This window comes from Nocardioides sp., from assembly GCA_037045645.1.
Lineage (GTDB): Bacteria > Actinomycetota > Actinomycetes > Propionibacteriales > Nocardioidaceae > Nocardioides.
In genome coordinates, this window is sequence record JBAOIH010000004.1 from 67920 (window position 1) to 85177 (window position 17258).

Sequence of the window (17258 nt, forward strand, 5' to 3'; positions counted from 1 at the left end):
ATGACGGGATGGATCGAGGGGCGTGTCCAGTTGGACACCGACGCATTGCGACAAGACGCCGCAGGCTGGTCGCTGCTGGACGACCTGCTGAGCGAGTCCGGCCGCCGGGTGGGTGCCGCGTCGGTGGACGAACTGGCGCCCCGCGTGGTGCCTGCGGCGCGTCGGTTCCTGGAGACCTGGAGCAGGCTCGCGCAGGAGAGTGCGCAGGAGGCCGGTGCGGTAGGTGCCGGGCTCGTGCGGGCCCAGCATGACTTCGGGCGGGTTGATCAGGCGCGCGCCGATGCCTTCGTGGGCGGCTCCGACCTGGCTGAGCGGCTCGGGAGCCCGCGATGATCGACCTGCCCGACTCGCGACCCGAGCAGATCGTGCAGCCGGAGGGTGACGCCGACGCTGCGGATCGGCTCGCACAGACGCTCTTCACGACCGCGCAACGCTTCGACGAGTTCGGCGAGGAGGCGATCCGATTGCTGCGCAGGAGTGAGGGTGCGGGCGAAGCCGTGGCCGCGTACGCCCGGCGCGCCCAGCGCGTAGCTCGCGAACAGCCGCCGATGGCTGGTGCCGTCCGCCGAGTTGCGCGCACCGTGGTCGCGTACGCCGACAATCTGCGCGCCCACCTGGCGACCAGTGACGAACTGCGCGAACGGCAGCGCCTCCTCGACTCCCGGCGGGCGGAACTCTCACGCGAGGTGACGGCGCTCGAACGCGACCCGTTGGTCTCGGTCGCGGCCGTGCGGGCGCTGGAGGAGCGGTCGCTGAGACTGCGCGCCGAGTACGCCGAGTTGGTGCACGACGAAGCCAGGCTCCGGCGCCACGTGTCGGACAACGAACGCCTGATGCGCGAGTCGTTCGAGTCGGCCGACACCCGCGAGGAGGCTTTGACGCGGGCAGCGGGGCGTACGGATCTCGCGCGCCACGCGGTGGCAGGCCGGGGTTCGGTGCTGGATGACAACGCCACCGCCGACGAGCAGAAGAGGTGGTGGGCAGGGCTCAGCCACGCCGAGCGGGAGGCCGTGATCGCGGGCTATCCCGGCGCCGTCGGCAACGCCGAGGGCCTGCCATGGTCGGCCCGCGATCAGGCCAACCGGATCAGGCTCGACGATCAGATCGCGCGGCTCGGGGCCAAGGAGACAGATGGCACGTTGAGTCCGCGTGAGGTCGAGATGCTGGTGAAGTCACGCGAGACGCTCGCGAGGCTGGAGGGCTCGGGCGGGCAGTTGATCGAATTCCGGCCCGGTGACGGCGCCGTGCGCATCGCCCCTCCCGCATAGTCCAGTGCGAAATGGTCGTCAGCCTGCCCCCACAGCGACCAAAACGCACTGGAGTACGAGCAGTCAGCTGGGGTCGAGATCCGCAGCGACCATCCGGGCCACGATCTCGTCGAACCCCACGGTCGGTCGCCAGCCCAGGTGCGTACGCGCCTTGGTCGCATCACCTTGTTGGGCCGCCGCGTCAGCGGGGCGCGCCAGGGCCGCATCCACGCGTACGAGCCGCTCCCAGTCGGCGATTCCCACGTGCGCGAAGGCCGCCGCGACGAAGTCGCGGATCGTGTGGGTGACCCCGGTGGCGATCACATAGTCGCCGGGTTGGTCCGCCGCAGCGGCGCGAGTCAACGCGTCGACATAGTCAGGTGCCCAGCCCCAGTCGCGGCGTACGTCGAGGTTGCCGAGCACGAGTTCGTCGGCGGTGCCGTTGGCGATCGCGGCGACGGTGGAGGTGATCTTGCGGGTGACGAACTGCGGTGGCCGCCGCGGTGACTCGTGGTTGTAGAGGATCAGGCTCGACGCGTGCAGGCCGCGGGTGCGATAGACGCCGGTCATCAGGTGGGCGTACGCCTTCGCCACGCCGTAGGGATTGACCGGCGCGATCGCGGTGTCCTCATGCTGCGGACTGATCGACGGCTCGCCGAAGATCTCGGCGCTGGAGGCCTGGAGGAAGCGCACGTCGGTGCCGCGCTCGCGCACCAGGAAGGCCGTCTCCAACATCGCGACCGCCGCCGCGCCGTTGACCTGCGAGACCAGTTCGGGCTCGTGCCACGACCGGGCGACCGAGCTCACCGCGGCCAGGTTGACGATCAGGTCGGGCTTGAGTGCGAGCGTGAGGGCCCGGGTGTGCTCCACGTCGGTGATGTCGCCAGCGTGCATCTCGACATCGGCGGGGACGTGCTCCGACGCCTCGTCGTGCAGCGAGATGGCGTGCACCTCGACACCCTCGTCGAGCAGACGCTCGGCGAGGTAGCTCCCGTCCTGGCCGCTGACCCCCGTGATCAGCGCACGGCGAGCGGTCACCAGCCCGCCTTGAGGGCGGCGAGGTCGGCGTCGACCATCATCCGGATCAGGTCCTCGAAGCTGACCGTCGGCGCCCAGCCCAGCTTCTCCTTGGCCTTGCTCGCGTCCCCGATGAGCAGGTCGACCTCGGCCGGTCGCATGAAGCGCGGGTCTTGGCGCACGTACGGACGCCAGTCGTCGATGCCCACGTGTTGGAAGGCGACGTCGAGCAGTTCCTCGATCGAGTGGGTCTCGCCCGTGGAGATCACGTAGTCGTCGGCCTCGGGCTGCTGGAGCATCCGCCACATCGCCTCGACGTAGTCGCCCGCGAAGCCCCAGTCTCGACGAGCGTCGAGGTTGCCCATCACGATCTCGTCCTGGAGGCCGAGCTTGATCGCGGCGACGGCCTTGCTGACCTTGCGCGTCACGAACTCCTCGCCGCGACGAGGCGACTCGTGGTTGAACAGGATCCCCGAACTCGCGTGCATCCCATAGGACTCGCGATAGTTGATGGTCATGTAGTGGCCGTAGACCTTGCTGACGCCATAGGGCGAGCGCGGCCAGAGCAGGGTGTTCTCCCGCTGCGGGGTCTCCTGAACCTTGCCGAACATCTCGCTGCTGGAGGCTTGATAGAAGCGGACGCTCGCCGGGTCGGACCCGGCGTGCAGGCGTACGGCCTCCAAGATGTTGAGCACGCCCATGCCGGTGACGTCGCTGGTCACGAATGCGTTCTCCCAGGAGTACGCCACGAAACTCACCGCGCCGAGGTTGTAGACCTCGTCGGGCTCGGAGTCGCGCAGGGCGCGCATCAGGCTGGAAAGATCGGTCAGGTCGCCGTTGTGCAGGCGAACGTCAGGCACGACGTTCTCGACCAGCGCGCGACGGGGGTTGTTCTGACCACGGATCAGGCCGTGGACCTCGTACCCCTTCGCGAGCAGGTTCTCGGCCAGATAAAGCCCGTCCTGGCCGGTGATGCCGGTGATGAGTGCGGATGGCATGGAGGTCATTGTGCCTTTCGGAGAGGTTCGCGCGGCGAGCCGGGCTCGTACGAATCGTGCTCGCGGCGCAGCCGGTGCGAGTCCCAGAGCCAGCGGCCGGCGAGGAAGAGCAGGCCGCCGACCAGGGCGCCCGCGGTGTTGGCAGCGATATCGCTGTAGCTGGCGTCGCGCGTCGTCATCGGGACCTGCAGCACCTCGATGGTCAGCGACGTCAGGAAGGCGCACGCGGTCCAGTCGCGCCAGTTGGTGCGCGGCAACAGCCACATCCCGAGCATCGGCAGCGGCATGAGCATCGCCACGTTGAGCAACACGCCCATCCGGTATTCGTTCGCGATCGTCGGCGGGAACTGAAGACGTGACAGCAGGTCCACGGCCCGGACCACGGCCCAGTTGGCGGTGGCGCCACCCGGCTGAAAGGTGAGCAGACCCAGGCAGGCCAGATAGACGACCATGGCAGCCGACGCCAGTGGTCGACGCCGCGCGTCAGCCAGGATCCGCGCGGTGCTCACGCACCCACCTTCCCAGACGTGCAGGTGTTCGCGGGCATCGACGGCCGTATGGTGTCCGCCATGTTGGTACTCGTCTCCGGCGGCGCTGGCTATATCGGGTCGCACACGGTCGTACGCCTGCTTGAAGCCGGCCACGACGTCGTCATCGTCGACAATTTCAGCAACGCCCATCCTGCCGTCGTCGGGCGGTTGGAGTCGATCGTCGGCCGGCACCTGCCGGTGCATGCCTTCGACCTGCGCGACTACGACAAGACCGCGGCACTCTTCGCGCAGGAGTCCTTCGACGCGGTCATCCATTTCGCCGGGCTCAAGGCCGTCGGGGAAAGCGTGCAGAAGCCGCTGGAGTACTACGAGAACAACCTCGGCTCGACCTTCTCGCTGGTACGTGCGATGCAGCGCCACGGCGTGGACAAGCTCGTCTTCTCCTCCAGCGCCACCGTCTACGGCACCGATCAGGCTGGCGCCACCGAGGACCGGCCGACGTTCGCGACCAATCCGTACGGCTGGACGAAGGTGATGCAGGAGCAGATCCTCTCCGACGTCGCGCGCGCCGAGCCGGACTTCAGGTTCGCCCTGCTGCGGTACTTCAACCCGGTGGGGGCGCACGAATCGGGCACCATCGGGGAGGACCCGTCGGGCATCCCCAACAACCTGATGCCGTACATCGCCCAGGTGGCGGTGGGGCGCCGCGAGAAGCTGTCCGTCTTCGGCGACGACTACGACACCGTCGACGGAACCGGCGTACGCGACTACATCCATGTCGAGGACCTCGCGGCCGGGCACGTGGCGGCGCTGGAGAAGCTCGCGGTGTCCGCGGAGCCGGTCTCGGTGTGGAACCTCGGATCCGGTCGGGGCACCTCGGTGCTCGAACTGCTGCACGCGTTCGAGAGGGCGGTCGGGCGTTCGCTTCCCTACGAAATCGTCGACCGCCGCCCGGGTGATGTCGCGACGTCGTACGCCGATCCCGCCAAGGCCAACCGGGAGTTGGGCTGGGCCACCGAGAAGTCGGTCGACGACATGTGCGTCGACACCTGGCGGTGGCAGTCGGGAAACCCGAACGGATACTCGGCGTGAACGGTCTTCGCGCGTGAGAATCGTCGCCCTCGTGATGGTCGTGGCGCTGGGGTTGTTCGGCTGTGGTCCCGCCGAGGGGTCACAAACTTCCGCCGAGGGGTCACCAACAACCGCCGAGGGGTCACCAACTTCCGCCGAGGGGTCACCAACTCGCGCCGAGGGGTCACGATCGCCGCTGGCCGGCAAGGTCGTCGTACTCGACCCGGGCCACCAACTGGGCAACTACCGCTTCCCCGCCGAGATCAACCGACTGGTCCCGGCAGGTGGCTTCAGCAAGCCGTGCAACACGACGGGCACGTCAACCAACGGGGGCTACCCGGAGGCGTCGTTCGCCTTCGATGTCGCGCTCCGCCTGCGTGCGCGGTTGAGGGCGTTGGGCGCACGTGTGCTGATGACGCGCGTCACCAACCGACTGGATCGCTGGGGTCCGTGTGTGGACGTACGCGGACGAGCCGGCAACCGGGTCGGCGCGGATCTGAAGATCTCGATCCATGCCGACGGGTCGTACGCCGCCGGTGCGCGCGGTTTCCACGTGATCGCGCCGACCAACCGGGCTCCGTGGACAAACGACATCTACCGCCCGTCGCGGCGGGCGGCGTACGCCATGAAGACGGCACTGGTCGCGGCCGGGATCCCGGTCGCCAACTACATCGCCGGCGGCGACGGCCTGGATTTCCGGGGTGACCTGGGCACGCTGAATCTGTCGAATGTGCCGACCGTGATGGTCGAGTTGGGCAACATGCGGTCGGCGCTGGACGCCGGGCGGATGACGACGCCGGCGGGTCGGCAGCGTTATGCGGGTGCGTTGACCCAGGCGGCGACGCGGTTCTTGGGTTGACGGGCGTGGGTGGTTTCGAGACGCGAGCTGTGCTCGCTCCTCAACCACCGGGATGGCTGGTGGTGGTTTCGAGACGCGAGCTGTGCTCGCTCCTCAACCACCGGGATGGCTGGTGGTGGTTTCGAGACGCGAGCTGTGCTCGCTCCTCAACCACCGGGATGTCCCTGGATGCTGACAGCGGCACTGTCACGGTCCCGCTAGGCTGCGAATCATGACCGAGGCCGACGCCCGCACGCTGTCCGACTACACGATCGCCGTACTCGGCGGGACGGGGCCCCAGGGTCGCGGACTCGCCCGAAGGTGGGCCGCTGCGGGCCTGCGTGTGGTGATCGGATCTCGTACGACCGAACGCGCTGCGGAGACGGCCGCGACTTTGGCCGACGCCACGGGTGGCGAGGTGAGCGGGGCGGCGAATGCCGACGCGGCTGCCCAAGGCGACCTCATCCTGGTCGCGGTGCCGTGGGACGGCCACGCCGAACTCCTGCGCGAACTCGCCCCGGCGCTCGCCGGCAAGATCGTGATCGATTGCGTCAACCCGCTCGGTTTCGACAAGCAGGGTGCGTACGCGCTCCCGGTCGAGGAGGGCAGCGCCGCCCAGCAGGCGGCGGCGATCTGCACCGAGTCGACCGTGGTGGGCGCCTTCCATAACGTCAGCGCTGTGCTGCTGGAGGACCCCGAGGTCGCCACGGTCGAGACCGACGTGCTGGTCCTGGGTGACGACCGCGCGGCGACGGACCTCGTACAGCAACTCGCCGACGCGATCCCGGGCGTACGCGGCATCTTCGGCGGACGACTGCGCAACGCCCACCAGGTCGAGGCGCTGACGGCCAACCTGATCAGCATCAACCGCCGCTACAAGGCGCACGCGGGCGTCCGCGTGACCGACGTCTGAGGAGTCCCGATGTATCCCGCTTATCCCGCACCGTCCGCCAAAGCCGTCGAGCTCGAGGCCAAACTCAAGGCATTCCTCAACGAGCACGTCTTCCCTGCCGAGGCGGCCTACGACGCCTATCGCGAGGAGAAGGGCCACCTCGACGGCACCCGTCCGCCTGTGGTCGACGATCTGATCGCGATCGCGAAGGAGCAGGGGCTGTGGAACATGTTCTTGCCGCATGTCAGTGGGCTGACGCAGTTGGAGTACGCCCCGCTCGCCGAACTCACGGGCTGGTCGACCCACCTGGCCGCCGTTGCAACCAACTGTGCGGCCCCCGACACCGGCAACATGGAACTGCTGCACCTCGTCGGTACGAAGGAGCAGCAGACACAGTGGCTTGAACCGCTGCTCAACGGAGCGATCCGCTCCGGCTTCGCGATGACCGAGCCGGCGGTCGCGTCGAGCGACGCCACCAACATCGAGTGCCGCATCGAGCGTGATGGCGACGAATACGTCATCAACGGGCGCAAGTGGTTCACCTCCGGCGCGCAGGATCCCGAGTGCAAACTGCTGATCGTGATGGGCAAGACCGATCCGACCGCAGCGATCCACCGCCAGCAGTCGATGGTGCTGGTGCCGACCGACACCCCGGGCGTGACGATCGGGCGCAACGTGCCGGTGTTCGGGCAGTGGGACCACCAGGGCCACCCGGTTACCGACTTCGTCGACGTACGCGTGCCTGTCGCCAACCTCCTCGGCGAGGAGGGCGGCGGCTTCGCCAACGCGCAGGCACGGCTGGGCCCGGGCCGGATCCACCACGTGATGCGCGCGTTGGGTGCGGGTGAGCGCGCGCTGGCGCTGATGGCGGCGCGTACGAAGGAACGTCGGGCTTTCGGCAAGTTGTTGGCCGAGCAGTCGTCGGTGCGTGAGCGGATCGGCGAGTCGCGGATCGAACTCGACATGGCGCGCGACCTGTGCCACCACGCGGCGTACGTCATCGACGCCGAAGGCAACAAGGCAGCGCGTCACCTGGTCGCCGAGGCCAAGGTCGCGGTGCCGCGTGCTGTGCTCAGCGTGATCGACCGGGCTATCCAGGTCTTCGGGGGCATGGGGGTGACCAACGACGTGGTGCTCGCGCAGTTGTGGGCGTGGCATCGGGCGATGCGGCTTTTCGACGGGCCGGATGAGGTGCATCTGGTGACCTTGGCGCGAGCGGAACTGATGCGGGAGCCGGAGTTCTCGAACCTGCCGCTGTGGCCGGTGGTGGAACCGTGAGCGAGCGACTGAGCGAACGTGCAGGTCAGGGTGCTGAAGCGGCGGTCCTGACCGACGTACGCGGCCACGTCCTGGTCGTCACGATCAACCGGCCCGAGGCCAAGAACGCGGTATCGGGCGCAGTGGCGCAGGGAATCGCCGCCGCGATGGACCGGCTCGACTCGGCTGACGAGTTGCGGGTCGGGGTGCTGACGGGGGCAGGCGGGACGTTCTGCGCCGGCATGGACCTCAAGGGCTTCCTGACGGGCGATTCGCCGATGGTGGAGGGTCGCGGGTTCGGCGGTCTGGTCGAGGCGCCACCACGCAAGCCGCTGATCGCTGCTGTCGAAGGCTTCGCCCTCGCGGGTGGGTTCGAGCTGACTCTGGCCTGCGACCTGGTGGTGGCGGCCGAGGATGCGACGTTCGGAGTGCCCGAGGTCAAGCGTGCCCTCGTAGCGGGGGCAGGCGCCGCGATGTTGTTGCCGCAGCGGATCCCGTTGGCGCAAGCCATGGAACTGCTCTTGGTAGGAGACCCGATCACCTCTGGACGGGCCGCAGAACTCGGCCTGGTCAACCGGGTGGTTGCGAGCGGTGCGGCTCTGGATGCGGCGGTGGAGTTGGCCGAGAAGATCGCCGCCAACGGCCCGCTCGCGGTGGCAGCGACCAAGCAGGTCGCCCGGGAGGGCTCCGGGTGGTCGGCCGACGAGGCGTGGGCCAAACAGATGGAGATCCTGATGCCGGTCTTCGTCTCCGAAGATGCCCAGGAAGGTCCTCGGGCATTCGCCGAGAAGCGTGCGCCCCAGTGGAAGGGCCGCTGAATAGCGTCTCGGGGCTCGACTAAGCACCCAGTTTGGCCGCTCAACGGCCAGCGCGCCGGCGGGCGCCGGCGCGCGCTCAGTCGACGGCCAGCGCCGCGAGCGAGTCCAGCACGGCCTTGACCCGCGACACCTCGTGCGTACGCAACACGTGCGTGGAGCCCAGTGCCGCCCAGATGGCGAAGAACCCTTCGGCGGTGCGGAACTCGTCCTCGAAGAGGTCGAACGCGTGCGGCATGGCGTTGCAGATCGGCGCGCCCAGGGAACGCAGTCGGAACCCTTGCGTCAACACCTTGGCCTGGTGGCGGGCACGGGGGATCGGATCGACGAGGTTGCCGTAATAGAAGCCCATCCCCGGATCGATGATCAGCCGGGTCGCCCCCAACGAGCGCGCGCGCTCCAACCGGGCCCCGAAATGGTCCACGAGCAGCGGCATCGGATCGCCGGACAGGTCGAGGTCGCTGATCTCGCGGATGTTGTCGGCCTCGCCGAAGCACAACACGACCGCGGCGTCGTACTTTGCCGCGAGCGTGAGCATCTCGTCCTCGTGCTCGCGGCCGGTCATGTTGAGGATCGTCGCGCCGGCGTCGAGGCAGGCTTCGACGACCGGGGGTTCGTACGTCTCGACACTCACCACTGTCTCGTCGGCCAACTCCTCGATCACCGGCACCAAGGACGCGATCTGGTCGCGTGACGACACGCGTACGGTCCCGACGTTGCTCGACTCGGCCCCGAGGTCGACGATGCCCGCACCCTGTGCGATCTGGATGCGTGCTTTTCGCAGCGCAGAGGACGTGCCCGTGGCCACGGATTCTCGATAACTGGAATCGCGCGAGAGATTCACCGTGCCCATCAGCACCGGCGCGTCGTCACCGATGCTCAGATCGCCGACCGCTACGGGGGAGATGTCGTGGGACCACGAGTCGCCGTACGCCGCCTGAACGCGCGCCAGCGCCGCGAGAGTGATCACCCCCGCGAGTCTAGGGTGCGGTCATGGACATGCTGGCGCTTGCCGATCTCGACGACGACGCGTTGCGGGAGGCGTACACCGCCCCCAAAGCCCCCTGGTGGCGGCTGAACTTCGTCGCCACCGTCGACGGGGCGATCCGCGGATCCGACGGACTGAGCGGGTCTATCAACAACGACGCGGACGAGCGGGTCTTCACCACGTTGCGAGAGATCTCCGATGTCGTCGTGGTCGGCGCCGGGACGGCGCGCGCGGAGGATTATCAGGTCAACGAACGGCCCGTCGTGGTCGTGAGCAGGTCCGGAGCGGTCCCCGAAACCTTGGGCACGTCTCCGCGCGGCACGGTGTTGCTCGCGACCGTACGCAACGCGCCGCTGCTGAGTCAGGCACTCGACGTCCTGGGCAAGGAGAACGTGCTCCTGCTCGGCGACGACGAGGTCGACCTGGACGGGCTGCGTGACGAGATCCATGCGCGCGGCTGGCAGCAGGTGTTGTGCGAGGGTGGGCCACACCTGGCTGCGGACCTCGTGGCGGCCGGGCAGATCGACGAGTTGTGTCTGACGGTCGTACCCCTGCTGCTTGGCGGTGAGTCCCTGCGACTTCTCGCCGGCGCGCGCAGCACGAGCGCCGTGGCGCTCCACCAACTGATCGAACACCACGGCACTCTGCTTCAGCGGTGGTGGATCAACCCCGCTTGACCTTGCAGGACTTGGTGACGTCATTCTTGCCAACGTTGCGGCACACGTCGTTGCCGGTGCCCCCCTTCAAGACATCGGCACCGGGACCGCCGACGAGCACGTCGTTGCCCGAGCCGCCGCGCAGCGTGTCGGCGCCCCTGCCGCCCTTCAACACGTCGTTGCCAGCCTTGCCGCAGATCGTGTCGCCGCCCCGGCGGCCCTTGAGTACGTCGCCCTGGGCAGTGCCCAGCATGACGTCGCCGGCCTTCGTCGCGGGCTCGCCGGCCGGCACGGTCACGTCCTGACCGGAGCACTTCCTCGCAGGGGTGGCTGGAGCAGAGGTCGAGGGGGAACCGGTCGGGATCGGCAGGCTCGGCAGGATCGTGGGCAAGGGCGGCAAGGGCGGCAAGGGCGGCAGCGTCGTCGGGATCTCGGTGGGGATCGGCAGGCTGGGCAACTCCGTGGGGAGCACCTCAGCGGCTGCCGTCGCGTCCTCGGCGGCGTTCGCGGAACTCACCAGCACCCCCGTCGTACCTCCCAACGCGAGCAGAGCGGAACTAACGAGTGCGGCTGCCATGCGGCGTGAACGGGTCATCAGGGGGCCTTTCGTCGAGGTCTGTTGAGTGGCTATGCCTGGCTCAACGCGACAGCGGCCGGGGGGTTACGCCTGCTCGATGCGCCCCTGGTTGTCCTTTGCCAGTCCGCGCGAGATCACCATCCGTTGGATCTGGTTGGTGCCCTCGAAGATCTGCATCACCTTGGCCTCACGCATGAAGCGTTCGACGGGGAAGTCCTTGGTGTAGCCATAGCCCCCGAAGACCTGCACCGCGTCGGTCGTCACCTTCATCGCGTTGTCGGTGCAGACCATCTTCGCCACTGATGCCTCCCGGCCAAACGGCAAGCCGAGATCGCGCAGGCGAGCGGCGTGCAGGTACGTCGAGCGTGCCGACGACACGGCCGCCTCCATGTCGGCGAGCAGGAAGGCAAGTCCCTGGTGGTCGATGATCGGTACCCCGAAGGTTTCGCGCTCCTTGGCGTACGCCACCGCGTGGTCCAACGCGCCTTGGGCGAGTCCGGTCGCGACCGCCGCGATCCCGAGCCGACCGCTGTCCAGGCCGGCGAGCGCGATCTTGAGGCCGTCGCCCTCGGCGCCGAGACGGCGTTCGACGGGGATGCGTACGTCCTCCAGGCGCATGGTCGTGGTGTGGCTGGCGGTGAGCCCCATCTTGCGCTCGGGCGGGTCTGAGACGAGACCGGGGGTGTCGGCCGGGATCAGGAAGCACGAGATCCCGTTGCGGTCATCGCTCGTGCGAGCCATCAGTTTGTAGAAGTCGGCCTGTCCGCCGTGCGTCGTCCAGGCCTTGGCCCCGTTGAGCACGTATTCGTCGCCGTCGCGACGGGCGGTCGTACGCATGGCAGCCGGGTCGGAGCCTGCATGCGCCTCGGAGAGGCAGTACGCCCCCAGCAACTCACCGCCGAGCATGTCGGGCAACCAGTCTGCGCGTTGCTGCGACGTGCCCGCCGTCGCCAGGCCGAAGCAGGACAGTGCGTGGACGCTCACGCCCACGCCGACGCTGGCCCAGACGGCGCCGATCTCCTCCAGCACCTGGAGATAGACCGCGTACGGCAGACCGCCCCCGCCGTACTCCTCGCCATAGGGCAACCCCAGCAGCCCGGTGCGCCCCAGCAACGTGAAGATCTCGCGCGGGAAGGTCTCGGTCGCCTCAGCCTCCGCGGCCTTCGGCAACAACTCGGTCGTGCAGAGCTCGCGCACCAAACGGAGCAGGTCGGTGGCTTCCTCGGACGGCATCACGCGGCGGGCTGGCATGACCGCCACCCTAAATGCGTGGGCCGTGAACTGCGGACAGTGCGCGTTGAAGCGCCGACCCGCACAAAAAAAATGATCGAGCTCATGATTTCTGCCTCCGCAAGGCCAGGGAATGTGAGAAATTTCTGCTCCGAAAATGTGGCGCGTGGGGACGCGTTCGTCTATAGGGGCGGGGGATGACATGACCGATGTGAAATTTGGGGGCGTCAGGTCGACGCGACGGACTGTTGCGAAAGGGGGTCTCTGGGCCGTACCTGCGGTCTCGCTGATGGGTGCCGCGCCCGCGTTCGCGAGTTCGCCGGTCCACCAGCCGTGCACGGCCGTCACCTGTGCAGCGCTCAACGGCACGATGGCCTTCGGTGCGTCCACGTACGGCAACGGAGTCTCGCCGGGCACCTGGACGTGGCAACAGTTCCGCAACGGGACAACGGGCACCAACCTGTTCTATTCCGGTGGCGACCAGGGGATGGGCACGTACAACGGCTTCACCTATCAGTCCGGCCAGACGACCTGGATTCCGAACACCACCACCCGATGTGATGGGAATACGAACACTCCGGTGACCTGCAACACCGTGTCGCTCACGGGCGCCACCTTCGTGGCCCAAGGCGACCCCCGCTACGCCAATGTGACGGGCTCGCTCTCCCAGACGCTCTGCCTCGCGGCCGGGACCACCTACAGGTTCAGCGTGCCCTGGATCTCCTACAACGGGAACGCATTGTGGGCCGAGATGAAACTCGGGGTTGTGCCCGGGGTGTTCCCCACCGGCACTCAACCGACTGGTGGAACCTCCGCCGTCATCACCCGCGCTGATCGGGTGCTCACGGGGACCCGATGCACGATTCGCAGCAGCTCGGCCACCGGCCCTGGGGTCAACAATCGGTCTGGGACAGGAACGCTCACCTTCACGGCCCAGACCACGTCGATTCACACCATCTACTTCGGCTACCAGTTCCAGAACGCGACGTCGTACGGCACCAGCGTCGGCTGCGCGACCTATGTCAACGACATCGCGATCAAGGCACCGACAGTGACCTGCTCACCCTGACCGCATCAGTCGTCGTCGGTCGCCATCGGGGAGCAACCCAGGGGCAGCGACTCGACGCGCGCCGCCTGCGTGCGATCGATCAGACCCCGCTCTGTCAACCGGCGGATGGCTCGGCGGCGCTCGTCGAGGAGCTTCTCCTGACGTCGATAGTCGAGTCGGCCCACGAGGCGTCGTACCTCGTCGAAATTCGGTTTGTGCGTGACCCGGAAGAAGCGACGGAACTGCAACCGCTGGCCGTGCGAGGCCCACTGCATCACTGCTGCTAGCACGAGCCCACCCAGGATCGTGAGCCACGCCGGCACCGTTTCCTGATCCGGGGGAAGGACGTCGACGCTGCCGTCGTTCCAGGTCCCGACAAGGAAATAGACGCCCGCGCCAACTGCCCACAAGACCGTGGCCATCTCCAAGGTGCTGCGCAGTCGGTGCGTACGCCACCACGACGCCGCCACCACGATCAGGCCGAGTGTCGAACCCGAGAAGCACCACCGCCCGATCTCGGGTGCCTCTGAGAGAGCATCGACCTCGATCCGGCTCTCCGTGAGGACCCCGCCCCAAGCCGCGGCAGCCATCAGGGGCAGCAGCCCACACAGGAAGAGGACGATCGCGCCGTTCCAGTCGACGGTTCGTGGTGTCCGGGCGCGACCCATCGCCGAGATCACCTCTGGGTGCTCCTTGAGCACGTGAGCATCCAGGTCGCCCAGGTCGAACAAATAGGCCGGGACCTTCTTGGACCACGTGCGCACGTTGGCCGTGTCGCGGACACCCTGACTCATGGGCGAGGAGGCTACTCGTGAAGGGGAGCGGTCACGGCTTATGGTGGCCAGGCTCAAGTCCCCCTCGCATCGGAGACCGCAATGCCGTCTATCACCCGTCGCGGTCGACAGGCACTCGCCGTCACCCTCAGCACGCTGCTCGGAGCAGCCGCGTTGGCGGTCATGAGTTCGTCCGCGCAGGCGACGCCCCTGGGGGACACCACCGGCTATTGGCATTCGACGACCGCGAAGCAGCGCCCGAGCAAGAACGGGCATCAGGCGCGGGTGCTGCCCACGCGCTACGAGGCGTACACGCTCGACCGCGCGAGCCTGACACGCCGACTGGCGACCGCACCCGACGAGGGGGCGCGTACGCACGGTGTGGTCGTCTCGGTGCCCTCGCCCGACGGCTCGCTCGTCAACTTCCGGGTCAAGGAGTCGCCGGTGATGCAGGCCGACTTGGCCGCGCGTCACCCGGAGATCAAGTCGTACGCCGGGCGCGGAGTCCTGGATCCCACTGCCTCGATCCGTCTCGACCTCACCACGACCGGTTTCCACGCGTCAGTGCGTGGCAGCGCGGACACTGCGGCCTGGCATGTCGACCCGGCCTACCAAGGTGACGAGAGCCTGTACGTGTCCTACCTGGGCTCGGACGTCCCCGCACCGCAACAGCCGCTGATCGAGCCCGAACTCGGTGCCGAGGCAGCCAAGAAGGTGGTGAAGAACGCCGGAGAGGCACCCGGCGCCGAGGTCTCGCTGCGCACGTTCCGGTTGGCACTGGTGACCGATCAGTCGTACGCCGCGTATTTCGGCTCGGCCAATGTGCTGAGCGAGAAGGTCACGCTGATCAACCGCGTCAACCAGATCTACAACGACGACCTCGGGGTGCGGATGCTGCTGGTCAACGGCACCGAGAAACTCAACCTGGACACGGACGCGAAGGCCATCGGAGCCAACGGTCCGTGCGGGTCGGCCGGTTGCTTCACCCCGTCCGACCTGACCTCGTGCTCGGGCATTCTGCTCAATCGCAACCGCGTGGTGCTCGGCCAGCTCATCGGTGCGAGCAACTACGACATCGGACACATCGCACTGGGCAAGGACGGTGGCGGACTCGCCGGGATCGGTGTCGTGGGCGGCGACGGCAAGGGCCGTGGCTGCACCGGGCTGCCGACTCCGCAGGGTGACTTCTTCGCTGTCGACTACGTCGCACACGAGATCGGCCACCAGTTCGGGGCCTGGCACACGTTCAACGGCACGGAGTATTCATGTGGCGGCGGGGATTCGCCGGTGGAACCCGGTTCCGGCTCGTCGGTGATGGCGTACGCCGGGATCTGCGGCCAAGACGATCTGCAGCCGCATACGGACCCGTATTTCTCGCAACGCAGCATCGCGGAGATTGCAGCGGGCCTGCTGACGTCGCGACCGATGGTCAACGAAGTCCAGAACATCGCGCTCCAGCGCTTCAACGTTGATGGTGAGTCGTTCCGGTTGAACATCGGTGGGCAGAACACCGTGCCGATCGCGCGCGGCACGACGACCTACACCCTGGCGGCCCTCGACGCCGCGATCGAGGCGATCACGGGCGCAGGTTCGGTGACAGTCGCGCCGTTCGCCGGCACGGGGTCGCTCAACGACACCGGTTTCGAGGTCCGGTTCACCGGCACCCAGGTCAGGTTCAACGATCAACCGGCGATCACCGTGATTCCGGTCAGCGGTGACGTCGCGGGCTGGTCGGGCGAGACCGCGCGTGGGGGCGCGGCGACCAACGGTGGGTCGACGGTGACGCCGTCGGGCAACCACGCGCCCATCGTGACGGTGCCCGGCGCCAAGTCGATCCCGATCCGGGTGCCGTTCGCGCTGACCGGCTCCGCCACTGACCCCGATGGGGACGCCTTGGTCTACTCGTGGGAGCAAAATGACGAGGGCGGCGCGTTCGGCACCGCGCTGGGCAGCCAGACGAAGGTCGACGGTCCACTCTTCCGGATGTTCGGGACGTACGCCCCTGTCACCCCTGCTGGTTCCCTCCTCATCGGCTCGCCGGGACAGAACTCGGCCTCGACCAGCCCGACCCGCGTCTTCCCCGACATGGCCCAGATCCTGGCCAACAACACCAATGCGATGACCGGGACGTGCCCTGCGTTTCCGGCCCCGCCGCCGGAGGGCTCCGGCAGCAACGTGCCGGTGCCGTTGATCGAATGCGCCTCGGAATGGTTGCCCACCGCGGCGTACGTCGGGAGCGATCTGTCGGGCAACACCGAGCCGTCGCTGAACTTCCGCCTCACCGTCCGTGACCTCGCGCCGGAAGCGGGAGGCACGACGAGCGGTGACGTGAAACTGACTCTGGTCGACCCGCAGCCGGCGACGGCCGAACGGCCGAATCCGCTGCCCTTCCGAGTGACGTCGCACAGCCAGGTCGGTCAGTCGGTCACCGGGGGGACGGCGGGCACGGTCACTTGGGACGTCGCGGGCACTGATCGACCGGACCTGGCGACGCAGGTGCGGATCTCGCTCTCGGTCGATGGCGGAAAGAACTTCGCCTACGTGCTGGCCGAGTCGACCCCCAACAACGGGACCGCCCAGATCGTCTGGCCTGACATCCCCACGGCCCAGGCCCGCGTGAAGGTCGAAGCCGTCGGCAACTACTTCTTCGACGTCAACGACATCGACTTCCAGGTCGTGGCCGCTCCTCCCGTCGCGCCGGACACCGTGATCACCGGCGGCCTGGCAGACCAGGCGATCGTGCTCAAGCAGCCGATGGGATTCACGTACGCCTCCACCACCACGCCGGGCTCCTTTGTGTGCACCCTCGACGGTGCCGCGCTGCCCTGCGCCGCATCAGGAGTTTCCTGGCCGAAATTGCCTAGCGGCACTCACGTGTTCACAGTCGCCGCCCGGAGCCCGCAAGGTCTCCTCGACGCGACGCCAGCACGGCGTACTTTCACGGTGCCCTTCGACGACGGAGCCCTCAAACGCAAGGGCAAGTGGCGAGTGCGAGCCAAGACACGGGCGTACGGCGGTGACTACGCCACGTCCAAGAAGCGCGGCTCGTTGCTGCGGCTGAAGGTCCGCGGGGTCACCGAGATCCGGCTGATCGTGAGCACCGGCAAGCGACTCGGCCCGGTGAAGGTGACGCTGGGCAAGTCGGTGCTGCGCACGGTCAAGACCAAGGGGAAGAAGCGCTTCCTGGTGCTCAAGCGCGTCCGGAAATTCGATTCTCCTCGCTCGGGAGTGCTCAAGATCCAGGTTGCCAAGCGAAAGGCGGTGCGGATCGAGGGCGTCGTGGTGGTGACGAGGCGCTAGGGCCTACTTGTTGGCCTTGCGCGCGGCGGATGTTGGTCTGCTGCTTCTCCTTGGTGGTGT

The 17258-nt window shown here is 67.7% G+C and carries 17 protein-coding genes; 10 read left to right on the plus strand and 7 right to left on the minus strand.

All coding sequences use genetic code 11. The annotated features are described in order from the left end of the window. Positions 1-333, plus strand: coding sequence for a hypothetical protein (locus V9G04_13555; protein ID MEI2714279.1), 333 nt, complete (start codon positions 1-3; stop codon positions 331-333). Beyond that, the gene (locus V9G04_13560; GenBank protein MEI2714280.1) at positions 330-1268 is read left to right on the plus strand and encodes a hypothetical protein; all 939 of its coding nucleotides are present in this window, start codon (positions 330-332) and stop codon (positions 1266-1268) included. The genes V9G04_13555 and V9G04_13560 overlap by 4 nt, the downstream gene beginning before the upstream one ends. Positions 1269-1331: 63 nt before the next feature. On the opposite strand, the gene V9G04_13565 is transcribed toward V9G04_13560, so the two are convergent. From V9G04_13565 to V9G04_13575, 3 genes are read right to left on the minus strand one after another with little or no spacing between them, the layout of a single operon-like run. Continuing rightward, positions 1332-2285: a GDP-mannose 4,6-dehydratase gene (locus V9G04_13565; GenBank protein MEI2714281.1), complete on the minus strand. Its 954-nt coding sequence runs from the start codon at positions 2283-2285 to the stop codon at positions 1332-1334. Continuing rightward, positions 2282-3262: a GDP-mannose 4,6-dehydratase gene (gmd, locus tag V9G04_13570; GenBank protein MEI2714282.1), complete on the minus strand. Its 981-nt coding sequence runs from the start codon at positions 3260-3262 to the stop codon at positions 2282-2284. The genes V9G04_13565 and gmd overlap by 4 nt, the downstream gene beginning before the upstream one ends. A gap of 5 nt (positions 3263-3267) precedes the next feature. Further along, positions 3268-3771 (minus strand): VanZ family protein, encoded by a 504-nt coding sequence (locus V9G04_13575; GenBank protein ID MEI2714283.1) that lies wholly within the window; start codon positions 3769-3771, stop codon positions 3268-3270. Positions 3772-3831: 60 nt separating this feature from the next. Between V9G04_13575 and galE the strand changes: the two genes are divergently transcribed. The 5 genes from galE to V9G04_13600 all read left to right on the plus strand — a co-directional run bounded on the left by galE (position 3832) and on the right by V9G04_13600 (position 8629). Beyond that, positions 3832-4845 carry a UDP-glucose 4-epimerase GalE gene (gene galE / locus V9G04_13580; GenBank protein MEI2714284.1) on the plus strand — a complete coding sequence of 338 codons (1014 nt, stop codon included), beginning with the start codon at positions 3832-3834 and terminating at the stop codon, positions 4843-4845. Between the two features lie 13 nt (positions 4846-4858). Then, on the plus strand, positions 4859-5683 hold the full coding sequence (locus V9G04_13585; GenBank protein MEI2714285.1) for an N-acetylmuramoyl-L-alanine amidase: 825 nt from the start codon (positions 4859-4861) through the stop codon (positions 5681-5683). 211 nt (positions 5684-5894) lie between these two features. Then, a complete protein-coding gene (gene npdG / locus V9G04_13590; GenBank protein MEI2714286.1) occupies positions 5895-6575 on the plus strand; it encodes an NADPH-dependent F420 reductase in 681 nt (226 codons plus the stop codon). Positions 6576-6584: 9 nt separating this feature from the next. After that, entirely contained in the window at positions 6585-7832 is a 1248-nt protein-coding gene (locus V9G04_13595) for an acyl-CoA dehydrogenase family protein (GenBank protein MEI2714287.1), read from the plus strand. Next, positions 7829-8629: a crotonase/enoyl-CoA hydratase family protein gene (locus tag V9G04_13600; GenBank protein ID MEI2714288.1), complete on the plus strand. Its 801-nt coding sequence runs from the start codon at positions 7829-7831 to the stop codon at positions 8627-8629. Before V9G04_13595 ends, V9G04_13600 begins: the two co-directional genes overlap by 4 nt. Before the next feature lie 76 nt (positions 8630-8705). Here V9G04_13600 and V9G04_13605 read toward each other — a convergent pair whose 3' ends face one another. Then, entirely contained in the window at positions 8706-9596 is an 891-nt protein-coding gene (locus tag V9G04_13605; GenBank protein ID MEI2714289.1) for a dihydropteroate synthase, read from the minus strand. Positions 9597-9619: 23 nt separating this feature from the next. Between V9G04_13605 and V9G04_13610 the strand changes: the two genes are divergently transcribed. Continuing rightward, positions 9620-10291: a dihydrofolate reductase family protein gene (locus tag V9G04_13610; protein MEI2714290.1), complete on the plus strand. Its 672-nt coding sequence runs from the start codon at positions 9620-9622 to the stop codon at positions 10289-10291. Here V9G04_13610 and V9G04_13615 read toward each other — a convergent pair. Continuing rightward, positions 10278-10865 (minus strand): calcium-binding protein, encoded by a 588-nt coding sequence (locus tag V9G04_13615; protein ID MEI2714291.1) that lies wholly within the window; start codon positions 10863-10865, stop codon positions 10278-10280. The genes V9G04_13610 and V9G04_13615 overlap by 14 nt on opposite strands. 66 nt (positions 10866-10931) lie before the next feature. Then, positions 10932-12098 carry an acyl-CoA dehydrogenase family protein gene (locus V9G04_13620; protein ID MEI2714292.1) on the minus strand — a complete coding sequence of 389 codons (1167 nt, stop codon included), beginning with the start codon at positions 12096-12098 and terminating at the stop codon, positions 10932-10934. A gap of 268 nt (positions 12099-12366) precedes the next feature. Between V9G04_13620 and V9G04_13625 the strand changes: the two genes are divergently transcribed. Beyond that, the gene (locus tag V9G04_13625; protein ID MEI2714293.1) at positions 12367-13146 is read left to right on the plus strand and encodes a hypothetical protein; all 780 of its coding nucleotides are present in this window, start codon (positions 12367-12369) and stop codon (positions 13144-13146) included. A 5-nt stretch (positions 13147-13151) separates the two neighbouring features. Here V9G04_13625 and V9G04_13630 read toward each other — a convergent pair whose 3' ends face one another. Further along, positions 13152-13919: a hypothetical protein gene (locus V9G04_13630; protein MEI2714294.1), complete on the minus strand. Its 768-nt coding sequence runs from the start codon at positions 13917-13919 to the stop codon at positions 13152-13154. A gap of 81 nt (positions 13920-14000) precedes the next feature. Here V9G04_13630 and V9G04_13635 point away from each other — a divergent pair, with 81 nt between their 5' ends. Continuing rightward, complete coding sequence (locus V9G04_13635) at positions 14001-17198, plus strand: M12 family metallo-peptidase (GenBank protein MEI2714295.1); 3198 nt, start codon at positions 14001-14003, stop codon at positions 17196-17198. The last annotated feature ends 60 nt before the right edge of the window (positions 17199-17258 follow it).